At 61.2% G+C, this 12,412-nt stretch carries 10 protein-coding genes; 4 read left to right on the top strand and 6 right to left on the bottom strand.

All coding sequences use genetic code 11. The features are described 5' to 3' along the window. Positions 1 to 36: 36 nt before the first annotated feature. Positions 37 to 702 carry a polysaccharide lyase family 7 protein gene (locus AC3ISG_RS22555; RefSeq protein ID WP_122533885.1) on the bottom strand — a complete coding sequence of 222 codons (666 nt, stop codon included), beginning with the start codon at positions 700 to 702 and terminating at the stop codon, positions 37 to 39. A 316-nt stretch (positions 703 to 1,018) separates the two neighbouring features. On the opposite strand from AC3ISG_RS22555, the gene AC3ISG_RS22550 reads away from it, so the two are divergent. The 3 genes from AC3ISG_RS22550 to AC3ISG_RS22540 are packed head-to-tail and all read left to right on the top strand — an operon-like array spanning position 1,019 to position 4,045. Next, positions 1,019 to 3,160 (top strand): putative bifunctional diguanylate cyclase/phosphodiesterase, encoded by a 2,142-nt coding sequence (locus AC3ISG_RS22550; RefSeq protein ID WP_122625574.1) that lies wholly within the window; start codon positions 1,019 to 1,021, stop codon positions 3,158 to 3,160. A gap of 39 nt (positions 3,161 to 3,199) precedes the next feature. Then, positions 3,200 to 3,718 carry a YgjP-like metallopeptidase domain-containing protein gene (locus AC3ISG_RS22545; RefSeq protein ID WP_122533883.1) on the top strand — a complete coding sequence of 173 codons (519 nt, stop codon included), beginning with the start codon at positions 3,200 to 3,202 and terminating at the stop codon, positions 3,716 to 3,718. Positions 3,719 to 3,748: 30 nt separating this feature from the next. Beyond that, a complete protein-coding gene (locus tag AC3ISG_RS22540; RefSeq protein ID WP_122533882.1) occupies positions 3,749 to 4,045 on the top strand; it encodes a winged helix-turn-helix domain-containing protein in 297 nt (98 codons plus the stop codon). An 80-nt stretch (positions 4,046 to 4,125) separates the two neighbouring features. Here AC3ISG_RS22540 and AC3ISG_RS22535 read toward each other — a convergent pair whose 3' ends face one another. Beyond that, entirely contained in the window at positions 4,126 to 4,584 is a 459-nt protein-coding gene (locus AC3ISG_RS22535; RefSeq protein ID WP_133774853.1) for a GNAT family N-acetyltransferase, read from the bottom strand. 205 nt (positions 4,585 to 4,789) lie between these two features. On the opposite strand from AC3ISG_RS22535, the gene AC3ISG_RS22530 reads away from it, so the two are divergent. Then, entirely contained in the window at positions 4,790 to 5,527 is a 738-nt protein-coding gene (locus AC3ISG_RS22530) for a substrate-binding periplasmic protein (RefSeq protein ID WP_489298006.1), read from the top strand. Here AC3ISG_RS22530 and yccS read toward each other — a convergent pair. From yccS to mdtD, 4 genes are all read right to left on the bottom strand, one after another. Further along, positions 5,508 to 7,715 (bottom strand): YccS family putative transporter, encoded by a 2,208-nt coding sequence (gene yccS / locus AC3ISG_RS22525; RefSeq protein WP_122533880.1) that lies wholly within the window; start codon positions 7,713 to 7,715, stop codon positions 5,508 to 5,510. The two genes, AC3ISG_RS22530 and yccS, sit on opposite strands and share 20 nt — an antisense overlap. Positions 7,716 to 7,976: 261 nt before the next feature. Next, positions 7,977 to 9,155: a BaiN/RdsA family NAD(P)/FAD-dependent oxidoreductase gene (locus AC3ISG_RS22520; protein ID WP_489298005.1), complete on the bottom strand. Its 1,179-nt coding sequence runs from the start codon at positions 9,153 to 9,155 to the stop codon at positions 7,977 to 7,979. A 216-nt stretch (positions 9,156 to 9,371) separates the two neighbouring features. Next, positions 9,372 to 10,751, bottom strand: a complete 1,380-nt coding sequence (gene dbpA, locus AC3ISG_RS22515) for an ATP-dependent RNA helicase DbpA (protein WP_074893676.1) — start codon at positions 10,749 to 10,751, stop codon at positions 9,372 to 9,374. Between the two features lie 86 nt (positions 10,752 to 10,837). After that, positions 10,838 to 12,280, bottom strand: coding sequence for a multidrug transporter subunit MdtD (gene mdtD, locus AC3ISG_RS22510; protein WP_122533878.1), 1,443 nt, complete (start codon positions 12,278 to 12,280; stop codon positions 10,838 to 10,840). Between the last annotated feature and the right edge of the window lie 132 nt (positions 12,281 to 12,412).

Here is a 12,412-nt window from a genome sequence, read left to right as displayed (position 1 = left end):
GAGGTAAGCGCCCGGGCCCTTGCGACCGCGTCCGCCTTAGTTGTGGTCGGCGTCCAGGTTGAAGAACATGGTCTTGCCGCCTTCGCTGGTATAGCCAGTGTGGTCCTGGGTGTAGACCCCGGCCTTGAAGTAAAGCTGCTGTTTGCTCCAGGTGGCGCTGATCCGGTCGTTCCAGCCCATGCCATGGGCGGTCACACTGAGCAACCCGGCCTTATTCAGGTGGATGACGTAGTTGAATGTCTCATTCAGGCTGACGTTTTCCGCAACAGTGATCACGCGCGCTTTTTTATCGCTGGGGCGATAGCGGACCTTGGCGACGATGTTGCCCATGTGCGTCGCTTCCAGGTACTGGTATTCGAGCTTCAGGAGCGGCTGAGTGCTGTCGTAAACGTGGATCTGCCCGATGACGACCCTGCCAGAGGATGGCACCTGCAGGACTTTAAGCTTTGCGTTCAGGTAATTGTCGGCGTCCTGGTAGTACCAGTTGTGCAGTGTGCCGTTGGACCAGGTCTCACGTAATTCGCTGCGCGGATAGATCGCATTGGCGGTCTTGGTGCCGGTGACCGGTGCCCAGAACGTGACGTTCGATGAGCCGGACTTGAAATACTTGCTGTCGTAACCTTTTAGCAATTGCTGCGTTTCGATCGTGGCGGGGGGCGAGCCCACTGGAATGCTCAGATTCCATGTTCCCAAATCAATCATGTCTAGTCGTCCGGTATGTCTCATTGCCAGCAAAGTCGCGGGCGCAAGGGGTTGTGGGGCGCTTTTTATACGGTTCAGCGCTGCGTTTGTTAATGCGATTCCGTCGAACGGTTGACGTCAAAGTGCCGCTACTTTTCCCCCAGCGCAGGGTGGTGCTGACATTGAGGGGTGTTACCGTTAGTCGGTTGGATGGCACTTTTGGGAGGGTGCTACTTAGGCCTGCCTTCTCTTTTCCCCAATCGAAGCTAGAGTAATGGCCAATCAGTCCATCGGCGGGGCCGTCCCCCGGGCAGTAAAGTGAATGATGAGTAGCAGCATGGAATGCGTGCAGTCCCCGCCATTAAGTGGCAAATCAGTATTGTTGGTTGTGGATGATTACCCGGAAAACCTGGTGACCATGTGCGCTGTCCTGCAGCGACAGGACCGGGAAATCATCACTGCCGCCTCGGGCATGGAAGCGTTGAGTATTTTGCTGGACCGAGATGTCGATCTGGTGCTGCTTGATGTGCAGATGCCGGACATGGATGGCTTTGAAGTCGCCCGCCTGATGCGTGGCAGTCTGCGAACGCGATTGACGCCGATCATATTCCTCACCGCCAACGAACAATCTCGCGACTCTGTCCACAAGGGCTATGCCAGCGGCGCAGTCGATTACCTGTTCAAGCCCTTCGACCCGAATATTCTCAGGCCCAAGGTTCAGGCGCTGCTGGAGCAGCAGCACAATCGGCGTGCTCTGCAAAAGCTGAGCCGCGAACTGGAGTCGGCGCGGGCGTTCAACGCCTCGGTGCTGGCGAACGTGGCCGAAGGCATTCTTGTCGTCACCGAAGATGGCGTCATCAGCTTCGCCAATCCGGCGATCTGCCGCTTGCTGGGCATGACCGACGGCGAGCTGCGCGGCACCGGGTTGTGCGCCTACCTGCACGAACCCAGTGTCGGCGAATGGGCCGATTCCGGTTTTTATCACCACTATCGCCGTGCCGACACCTACCGCGTCCACGACGCCGTGCTGCGAACGCCCGAGGGCCGACAGGTGCCGGTCGCGTTGTCCTGCGCGCCGCTGCCCGCCGAACAGCGCGCCATGGTGCTTAGCGTGCTCGACATGTCGGTGGTGCGTGACCTCTATCGTCAGTTGGAACATCAGGCCGTGACCGACTCCCTCACCGGTCTGCTCAACCGCCGCGGCTTCTATCAGACGGTCGAAGGCATGCTGCTGCGCAATGAACACGCGGGCAAGTATCTGGTGGTGTTGTACCTGGACCTCGACGGCTTCAAGGATGTGAATGACTCCCTGGGCCACGACGCCGGCGATCAGGTATTGCAGTGGGTCGGCGCACAACTGAAAGACTGCCTGCGCCCTTACGATGTGCTCGCGCGCATGGGTGGCGATGAGTTCGTGGTGGTCATCGACGGGCTGGACTTCCCCGAACACGCCGCGAAAGTCGCCGAGAAGCTGATCGAGAGGGTGTCTGCCCGGCGCATGATTGACGGGGTCGAAGCCACGTTGGGGGCGAGTATCGGCATCGCGGTTTACCCGGACTGCGGCACCAATCTGGATGGCTTGCTGCGCGCGGCAGACATCGCGATGTACGAAGCCAAGCGGGCAGGGCGTCAGCAATACCGCTTCTTCGATCAGTACATGAATGGCCGTGCACGCTCCCGTTTGATGCTGGAAGAGAGCGTGCGCACGGCCATCGATGGCAAAGACTTTTCCATGGTCTACCAGCCACAGGTCAACGTGGTCACCGGCAAGACCCGGGGCTTCGAGGCGCTGCTGCGGTGGCATCATCCGGACGCGGGCGATGTGCCGTCAGGGGTGTTTATTCCGCTGCTGGAAGAAACGCGGCTGATCAACAAACTCGGCAGCTGGATTTTCGAACAGGGTGCGGCCCAGCGCCAGCGCTGGAGCGACGTATTCCCGGATGATCTGGTGATGAGCGTCAGCGTGAGTCCTGCGCAATTCAGCCTGCCGAATCTGGCGGCCGAGCTGCAGCGCGCCATGCAGCTGCATGGCCTGAAACCCCGGCAACTGGAAGTTGAGATCACCGAGCCTTCGCTGGTTCACAATCTGGTGCACAGCCGCAAGCAGCTGCAGGATTTGCACAACATTGGCGTGCGCGTGTCGCTGGACGATTTCGGGGCAGGCGACAGCTCCCTTGCCCACCTGCGCAACCTTGATCTGGACACCCTGAAACTTGATCGGCACTTCATTGGCGGCATGCTGGGATCGTCCCGGGATCTGGCCGTCGCGCGCAGCATCATTGACCTGTGTCGCATGCTCGATATCGAGGTGATTGCCGAGGGCGTCGAGACCTACGAGCAATATGAGTGGCTGGTCGACAACGGCTGTCAGATCATTCAGGGCTTCCTGATTGCCCATCCGATGCCGCCATTGGAGGCCGAGCGTTTTGTCGAGCCGGTCGATCTGCCGGTCGCGTTACAGCTGCTCGGGCAGGACTGACGCGGTAGACTCGCGTTTTTCCCGCGACCCGATCCGACCATGACTGTCACCACGCCCATGCCGCTCAAATACCTGCAGGCCTACCCCGAGGGTCTGCAGGATCAGGTTCGGCAGCTCATCTCGCAGGACCGGCTGACGGATTATCTGCAGCAGCGCTATCCGGATCGCCACGAAATCCAGAGCGACAAGGCGCTGTACGCCTACGCGCTGGCGCTCAAACAGGAATACCTGCGCAACGCGCCGAACATCGACAAAGTGCTGTTCGACAACCGCCTGGACCTGACCCATCGCGCACTGGGCCTGCACACTACGGTGTCGCGGGTGCAGGGCGGCAAGCTCAAATCCAAGAAGGAAATCCGCGTGGCGGCGTTGTTCAAGGAGGCTGCGCCGCAGTTTCTGAAGATGATCGTGGTCCACGAACTGGCGCATTTCAAAGAGTCAGACCACAACAAGGCGTTTTATCAGTTGTGCGAGCACATGCAGCCCGGCTATCACCAGCTGGAATTCGACCTGCGCATCTACCTGACCTGGCGGGACATGCAGACGGCCGGGCGCTGAGAGGCGTTAACGCATTTCAAGGAAGTTTCGATGGAAGTCAGCAAGACCAAGAGCAGTTTCTATCGCCGCCTGTATGTGGCGTATTTGATCGACAGTGGCGTCGCCAGCAGCGTACCGGCCCTGACCGATGTCACCGGCATGCCCCGTCGCACCGCTCAGGACACCATCGCGGCGCTGGCCGATCTGGATATTGTCTGTGAGTTCGAACAGCTCGATGGCGCGCGCAATCATGCCGGCGGTTACCGGATCCGTGACTGGGGCGCGATTGACCGCCGCTGGATCGACGGCAATCTGCAAACCATCAAGACGGTGCTGGGGTATCCGTGACGTCGTGTCAGGGGCGTTGATTCAAGAGCTTCCCGGCTAAAGCCGGTCTTGCGAGGGACATCGGCGCCCCTGAGACGGAGTCAGTCCAGGTCCCGACGCATGCTGATGTGCGGAATGCCGTCCTCGACATACACCTCGCCCACTGGATTGAAGCCGTAACGGCTGTAATAGCCCTGCAAGTGCGCCTGGGCCGAGAGAAATATCGGCTGGTCCGGCCATTGGCGTTCCGCGTGCACCAGCGCCTGGACCATCAATTCATGGCCCATGCCCTTGTTGCGCATCGATGGTGCAGTCACCACACGGCCAATGGTCACGTCACCGTTCTGCTGAATCGGGTCCAGCAGGCGCAGGTAGGCGACCAGCTGATCATCCTGCCAAGCCATGAGATGGCAGGTATCGCCCAGCAAATCCTGGCCATCGACGTCCAGATACCAGCATTTCTGCTCCACCACGAACACCTGCGCCCTCAGTTGCAGAATGGCGTACAGCTGCTCTTTTCCAAGGTCGGTATGGTGTTTGCAAATCCAGTTGATAGACATGACGCCGGCCTGCGAGAAGAAGTGGATGCCGAATACTAAACGCATATCGGCGCAAGCCCAAATTCGCGGCGAGCAGGGCTCGGGACTGATTCAGTCGACGATGCGTCATTTTGTTGAACTGCGGCACAAACATCGCAGTGTTATGAGTTGTGCAATGCGCAAAATGCGTCTTCACTGAAGGCCAGTTGCCACAAGGAAGCTGAGCATGTCGCGTTTGCTGTGCGCCGCAGGGCTGTTGGGAGTGACGCTGATAGCCCAGGGCGCGGTCGCGCAGACATTGCGTCTCGCCGGCGATGCCTGGGCGCCCTATGCCGACGTGTCATTGCTGCACGACGGGCTTTCCACTGACCTGATTCGCACGGCGCTGGGCCGCGCCGGTTATGACACCGAATACGAGCAAGTGCCCTGGGCCCGGGCGATTCACGGGTTGAGCGAAGGGCGGTATGACATCGTCATCAACGCCTGGTACAGCGAATACCGCACGCGCCTCGGGGTTTTCTCCGCGCCGTATCTGATCAACCGCCTGCGCTTTCTGAAGCGCAAAGATGCCTCAGTCGACTACCAAACCCTGTCGCAATTGCACGGCTACTCCGTTGCAGTGGTGCGCGGCTATGCCTATTCGCCGGAATTCGACGCCGACGCCGAGCTGAAGAAAATCCCGGTGGCGAATTTTTCGACCGCTGCCAGGATGCTTGCTGCAGGCAGGGTCGATTTGACGGTGGAAGACGAGTACGCAGCGCGGTTTGCCCTCAACCGTGAGCCTGCAGACGTGCGGACCAACGTTGAATTCCTGCCCAAATCACTCAGCGAAAACAGTCTGCATATGCTGGTCAGCGTCAAGCGGGCGGATCATCAGCAGATCGTTCTGGATTTCGACAAGGCCATCGCTGACATGAAAGCCGACGGCACCTACGACAAGCTCATCAAGCTACACGGTCTGTGATCTCGGGCTCCTTGACCGGCTCTTTGATCAAGTGCGCTGCCAGCGTGCGCAATGGTCCAAGTTGACGGCAGATCAGCGCCAGTTGGGTTTGCACCAACCGTTGGCCTTCATCGATTTCTTCCGGCATCTGTTCCAGGCTGGTCGCCAGCGCTTCCTCGGTATCGCTTTGCACGGCCACCGGTTCACGCATCGCCAGGCTCCGGGCGATTTCGTCGATGCTGGCGGCAAGGCTGGCACCGGCGCCTTCGATCAGTTGCTCGCGCACTTCGGGGGGCAGCGGGGTCTCCCGGTGCGCGCCCAGGCCTGACAGGTAACTGAGCAGCGTGTGTGACAGCACCAGAAAACGGAAGCCCACATCGGCCTCTTTGCGGAAATGTCCGGGCTCCATGAGCATGTTGGCCAGCGTGGTGGACAGCGCTGCGTCAGCGTTGTGGGCATTGCGCCGCGCCAGTCGATAGGCCAGATCGTCGCTCTTGCCGTTCGCGTATTGCTGCATGATCTGGCGCAGGTAAATGCTGTTGCACGACAGCGTGTTGGCCAGGACCTTGTTCAGCCGGCGACCTTGCCAGTCCGGCAGGAACAGGAACACCGCCAGGCCGGCGATCAGGCTGCCCAGCAGCGTGTCCAGCAGGCGCGGCAGAAACACGCCGTAGCCGTCGCCGACCTGATTGAAGCAGAACAGGATCATCACCGTGATCGCCGCCGTCGACAGCGTGTAGCGCGTGGTGCGGTTGACGAAGAACACCACGCCGGCCAGCACCGCGCACATCGATTGCAGGACGGGTGTGGTGATCAGGTCAAACAGAATCCAGCCCGCCGTCAGGCCAATGGCCGTGCCGATGATGCGCTGCCCGAGTTTGCGCCGGGTGGCACCGTAGCTTGGTTGGCAGACAAACACCGTGGTGAGGATGATCCAGTATCCCTGGGACGGGTGGATCAGATGAACCATGATGTAGCCGATGACCAGCGCCAATGGCAGGCGCAGGGCGTGACGAAACAGCAGCGAGGTCGGCGTCAGTTGCAGGCGCAGGCGGGTCCAGACGTCCTTGAGGTTGCGCGGCGAGCGGTCGAGCAGGCTGCTGTCGGTGGCGTCGGCCAAGGCGTCGGGGTTGCTCGCGTCGCTGAGCAGCCGGTCGAGGGTGCCGAGGTTATTGGCCAGCGCTCGTAGCGAACGCAGCAGCCCGCGCCACGCCGGGTTGCTCTGGATGCGCAGGTGTTCGAGGGATGCGCGCAGATCGTTCAGCGCGTGGGCGAAGCTGTCGTCATAGATGAACGGCTGGCGCAGCTGGATCGACGCCGACAGGTCACGGCAGGCGCGACCTTGCTGGCGCAGCAGGCGCTGGCAGCGAAACAGCACATCGCTGTGGAAGAACGCCTCGGCCAGGGAGTTGTAGGGATAGTGCGATGAACTGGCGCGCTCGTGGATGTCCTGGGCCAGGAAGTACAGCTTCAGGTAACGACTGACCTTCGAGCCGGGACGACCGCTGCCGACGCGGTTAAGGATGATTTCCTTGGTGACGTTGAGCGCGCCGACGACCTTGCCGTTCTGCTTGGCAAGCTCCAGGCGCTTGGCTTCGATGTCCAAAGTGCGGATCGGCTCGAACAGCTCTGACTTGAGCTTCAAGTACAGGCCCAGCTCGCGAAACAGTCGGGCCAGCGCCTGCTGCACCGGCTGGTTGGAAAACAGCATCTGCCACAGCACCGACAGCAGGCCGTACCACGCAGCGCCGGCGACCAGCAGCATGGGTTCGTGCCAGAAGTCGGTGACTTCGCCGCCGCGCTGATCGACCCCAATCATGGTGTAGACCGAGAGAATCAACGTCGCGTAGGCAATGGCGCCATAGCGCTCGCCCAGGGCGCCGAGCATCGTCAGGCAGAAGGCCGCGAAGGCAAACGCGCAGATGAACACCACGGGGTAGGGGAAAAGCAACTCCACGGACAACGCCGCGATGCTGAAACACACCAGCGTCACGGCCAGCGCATTGAGGCGGCCTTGCCAGCTGTCATCGGTTTCCGAGAGGGCGCTGGCGATAATCCCGAGGAACAGCGGGATCAACTGGGACATCTCGTTCTGGTACCAGCACAGCGCCATGCTGCCGGTCAGCGCGATGAAAACCCGCACGCTGTAGGAAAACTTGTCCAGCGCCCAGAGACGGCGGAATGTGTTGCGCAACGATGTCGATGCCATGAACGCTGACGGCCTTGTTCGCGATTGATTTTGCTGAGGGATATGTACAGCGCCGGATGCGCGCTGTACATCCGGCAGGCAAAATTTATTCCGGGACGCCTCTGATCCTGCTGGCGGACACAAACCTGTGAGAGTGAGCTTGCTCACGAAGGCTGAGGACCGGTCACTGGAGATGTATCGACTGCACCGGCCTATTCGTGAGCAAGCTCACTCCCACAGATAGGGGGCGGCAGCTGTCGAAGCGGGCCTCCCTGATAAGTGTCAGACGTACTGCGCGGCCGCGTAAGCCGAGGCCCAGGCCCACTGGAAGTTGAAGCCGCCCAGATGCCCGCTGACATCCAGTACCTCGCCGACAAAGTACAGGCTTGGTGACTTCAGGGATTCCATCGTTTTTGACGACACTTCACGGGTGTCGATGCCGCCCAGGGTCACTTCGGCCGTGCGATACCCTTCGGTGCCCGCCGGTACCACTTGCCAGCTCGCCAGTTTGGCGGCGATGTCGGCCAGTTCGGCGTGGGTGTACTGCTTCATCGGCTTGGACACGAACCATTGCTCGGCAATCAGGTTGGCCATTTTCTTGGTGAACATCTCGCCGAGCAGCGTTTTCAGTTCGCTGTTCGGGCGTTCGGCCTGTTGCTCGGTCAGCCAGTTGTGGGCGTCGTGGTCGGGCATCAGATTGATTTCGACTGTGTCGCCGGGCTGCCAGAACGATGAGATCTGCAGAATCGCCGGCCCGCTCAGGCCGCGGTGGGTGAACAGGATGTTCTCGCGAAAGCTGACGTCGTTGCAGCTCACCAGGCAATCGACCGACGTGCCGGTCAGCTCGGTGCACAGCTCTTTCAACTGATCGGTGATGGTGAACGGCACCAGGCCCGCCCGCGTAGGCAGCAGCGTGTGGCCGAACTGCTTGCCGACCTGATAACCGAAACCGGTGGCGCCCAGCGTCGGAATTGACAGGCCGCCCGTGGCGATCACCAGCGACTCGCAGCGCAGTTCACCCAGAGTGGTTTTCAACAGGTAACCAGTTTCGGTTTTCTCGATGCTCTGCACCGAGGTGTCCATGTGCAGGCTCACGCCGGCGGTGTCGCATTCAGCGAGCAGCAGGTCGAGGATGTCGCTGGACTTGTTGTCGCAGAACAGTTGGCCGAGTTTCTTCTCGTGGTATGGCACGCCGTGCTTGCCCACCAGCTCGATGAAGTCCCACTGGGTGTAGCGGGCCAGCGCCGATTTGCAGAAATGCGGGTTCTGCGAGAGGAAGTTGGCAGGCTCGGTGTACATGTTGGTGAAGTTGCAGCGACCGCCCCCCGACATGAGGATTTTCTTGCCCGGCTTGTTGGCGTGATCGATCAGCATGACCTTGCGCCCACGCTGGGCGGCCGTGAATGCACACATCAAACCTGCGGCGCCGGCGCCGATGATCACAACGTCAGTAACGGGCAAAGCGGTGTCCTCGGAATATCGGGAAGAAGATCGTGCCAACGCTCTGCGCGTTGGTATGCATACCGTGACGCTTGGCGTCACCCTATGGCGCAGAGCGCCCGGCCCGGCGTTACCACGCAGAGCGTGGGAACGATCAGCTCACTTCTACAGGGGGTTGCGCGGCCTTGTCGGAGTGAGCTTGCTCGCGATCAGGGGGCGATGCGGTATTGCGGGTGTTTACAAGATCCGCACGCGCAACGATTTGCCCTTGATCTTGCCGTTGTTCAAACGCTCCAGTGCCTGCTTGGCCATGCTGCGTTCCACGGCCACGTAGGCCTGGAAATCAAAGATCGCGATCTTGCCGACCTGAGTGCCGGGAATGCCTGCTTCGCCCGTCAGCGCGCCCAGAATGTCGCCAGGGCGCAGCTTGTCTTTGCGGCCGGAACCGATGCACAGCGTGGTCATCGGTGGCAGCAGCTTGCCGCCTTCCTTGCGCTCCAGCTGGTCGTATTGCTGCCAGTTGAGCGGCGCTTTCTGCAGTTCTTCAACGGCGCGGGCGCGCTGGCTTTCGCCGGGCGCGACGAGGCTGACGGCAATGCCGGTCTCTCCCGCACGACCGGTACGGCCGACGCGGTGGATGTGGATTTCCGAATCCCGCGCCAGCTCGACGTTGAGCACCATGTCCAGACCATCGATGTCCAGACCGCGCGCGGCGACGTCAGTGGCCACCAGCACCGAGGTGCTGCGGTTGGCGAACATCGCCAGGACCTGATCGCGGTCACGCTGCTCCAGATCGCCATGCAGGCCGACGGCAGACATGCCCTTGGCGGTCAGGTGATCGACCACTTCCTGAACCTGCTGCTTGGTGAAGCAGAACGCCACGCAGGACTGCGGACGGAAATGATCGAGCACGCGGACCACCGCTTCGAGGCGTTGCTCGGGGGCGATTTCGTAGAAGATCTGCTCGATCTGGCTGTCGGCGTGGAGCGCTTCAACCTTGACGGTCTGCGGATCACGCATGAATTTCGAGGACAGCTGCTTGATACCGACCGGGTACGTGGCCGAGAACAGCAGGGTCTGGCGACGCTTGGGCGTCTGCTCGATGATGTCGGCGATGGCGTCGTAGAAACCCATGTCGAGCATGCGGTCGGCTTCGTCCAGCACCAGCGTGTTCAGGCCGTCCAGCACCAGCGAACCCTTGCGCAGGTGCTGCTGAATGCGCCCTGGCGTGCCGACGATGATGTGAGCGCCGTGCTCCAGCGAGCCGATTTGCGGGCCGAAAGACACGCCGCCGCAGAGGGTCAGGACCTTGATGTTGTCTTCGGAACGCGCCAGACGACGGATTTCCTTGGCCACCTGATCGGCCAGCTCACGGGTGGGGCAGAGCACCAGTGCCTGACAGCCGAAGTAGCGCGGATTGATCGGATTGAGCAGGCCGATGCCGAATGCAGCGGTCTTGCCAGAGCCCGTCTTGGCCTGGGCGATCAGGTCCATCCCTTTGACGATCACCGGCAGGCTCTGCGCCTGAATCGGCGTCATCTCGGCATAACCAAGGGACTCCAGGTTAGCCAGCATGGCGGCGGAAAGGGGCAGTGAGTTAAAAGCGGTGTTAGTCACGGGACGGGCCTGCAAAACAAAATGTCGCGCAGTGTATCAGGTCGCGACCCCTGCCTTGGGGCCGCGCGCGATAAATGGTGAGGGGGTCATGCCTCGATCTCGGGCTCCGGTTGCGGTTTGCGCGCCGGTGCCTCGGGGGCCATGCGCGGCGACAGCTGCAGGAAGATCGACGCCGCCAGCATTGCCAGCACGCCGACGCACAGGAAGGTCAGCTGAAACGCACCGAGCACGTCGCTGACTTCCCCCGTTGCCACATCGTCGCTGAATCCGCCCAGCAGCGCGGCCGCGCAGGCGACGCCGAGACTCAACGACAACTGCGCGACCACCGACAGCAAGCTGTTGCCGCTGGCGGCGCTGGCATCGTCCAGATCGATCAACGTCACTGCGTTCATCGCCGAGAACTGCAGCGAGTTGACCCCTCCCAGAAACGCCAGATGAACCAGCAGCAGCCAGTACGGCGTGTCGGCAGTGACCAGCGCCATGCTCGCCAGCAAAATGCCCAGCAGCAGCGTGTTGCCGGTCAGCACGATGCGATACCCCAGTCGCTCAATGGCTTTGGTCGCCAGCGGCTTGGCGAACATCGCCGCGAGCGCAAGGGGAATCATGCTCATGCCCGCATGTGAAGGCGAGTAACCCAGCGCGACTTGCAGCATCAGCGGTAGCAGGAACGGCAAGGCGCCGCTGCCCAGGCGGGCAAACAGGTTGCCCATGATGCCCACCGCGAAACTGCGGGTTTTGAACAACTGAGCGGAGAACAACGGCGCTTCTACGTGACTGGCGCGTAACCAGTACGCGGCGAGACAAGCCATGCCGCCGAACAGCAACATCACCACCCGCAAGTGCGGCAGGTTTAGCTCGCCGAGGCCTTCCATTGCAATGGTGATCAGCACCATCGACGCGCCGAACAAGCCGAACCCCACCAGATCAAAACGCGTACGTCCGCCACCCTGGAGATCGGGGATGAACTTGCGCACGGCGAAGCACCCGAGAATCCCCACCGGCAGGTTAATCAGGAAGATCCAGTGCCAGCTCAGGTATTCCACCAGCCAGCCGCCGACCGTCGGGCCCATCAGCGGGCCAAGCAGGGCGGGCATGGTGATGAAACTTAGAGTACGAACCAGCTCGGTCCGGGGGTAGGCGCGCAACACGATGAGCCGGCCGACCGGCATCATCAACGCACCGCCAAGGCCCTGAATCACCCGTGCGCCGACCAGCATGCCGAGGGAGTTGGACACCGCGCACAGCAACGAGCCAAAGCTGAACAGCAGGATGGCGCTGAAAAAGATGCGCTTGATGCCGAAGCGGTCGGAGATCCAGCCCGACGCCGGAATCAGCAGGGCGATGGTCAGCATGTAAGCGATGATCACCGACTGCATGCGCAGCGGGTTTTCCGCCAGTGAGCTGGCCATGGATGGCAGCGCGGTGTTAAGGATCGTGCCGTCCAGGCTTTGCATGAAAAAAGCGATGGCGATGACCCATGGCATCCAGCGCAGGGTGCGCGCGTCCAGCTGCGGGGTAGAGGTCGGCATGTGGATCGAGGGTCCTTGTGGGTTGCGGGAAACGGGCCAATTAATTCTCAGATGTAACTGCTGGGAGCGCGGCCTCGGCAGAAGCTCTCACTGCTTGGAACGCTCCGCCTGTGGGAGTGAGCTTGCTCACGA

This window comes from Pseudomonas sp. GL_135, assembly GCF_057834665.1.
The sequence above is the reverse complement of the archived record's forward strand: the minus strand, read 5'-3'. Positions and strand labels throughout refer to the sequence as shown.

What these genes read in the sequence shown, in the direction of transcription:
- AC3ISG_RS22530 (WP_489298006.1), top strand. Translation starts at nt 4,790, where the DNA reads ATGTCGCGTTTGCTGTGCGCCGCAGGGCTGTTGGGAGTGACGCTGATA.
- AC3ISG_RS22550 (WP_122625574.1), top strand. Translation starts at nt 1,019, where the DNA reads ATGGAATGCGTGCAGTCCCCGCCATTAAGTGGCAAATCAGTATTGTTG.
- AC3ISG_RS22555 (WP_122533885.1), bottom strand. Translation starts at nt 702, where the DNA reads ATGATTGATTTGGGAACATGGAATCTGAGCATTCCAGTGGGCTCGCCC.
- AC3ISG_RS22545 (WP_122533883.1), top strand. Translation starts at nt 3,200, where the DNA reads ATGACTGTCACCACGCCCATGCCGCTCAAATACCTGCAGGCCTACCCC.
- AC3ISG_RS22535 (WP_133774853.1), bottom strand. Translation starts at nt 4,584, where the DNA reads ATGTCTATCAACTGGATTTGCAAACACCATACCGACCTTGGAAAAGAG.
- mdtD (WP_122533878.1), bottom strand. Translation starts at nt 12,280, where the DNA reads ATGCCGACCTCTACCCCGCAGCTGGACGCGCGCACCCTGCGCTGGATG.
- AC3ISG_RS22540 (WP_122533882.1), top strand. Translation starts at nt 3,749, where the DNA reads ATGGAAGTCAGCAAGACCAAGAGCAGTTTCTATCGCCGCCTGTATGTG.
- yccS (WP_122533880.1), bottom strand. Translation starts at nt 7,715, where the DNA reads ATGGCATCGACATCGTTGCGCAACACATTCCGCCGTCTCTGGGCGCTG.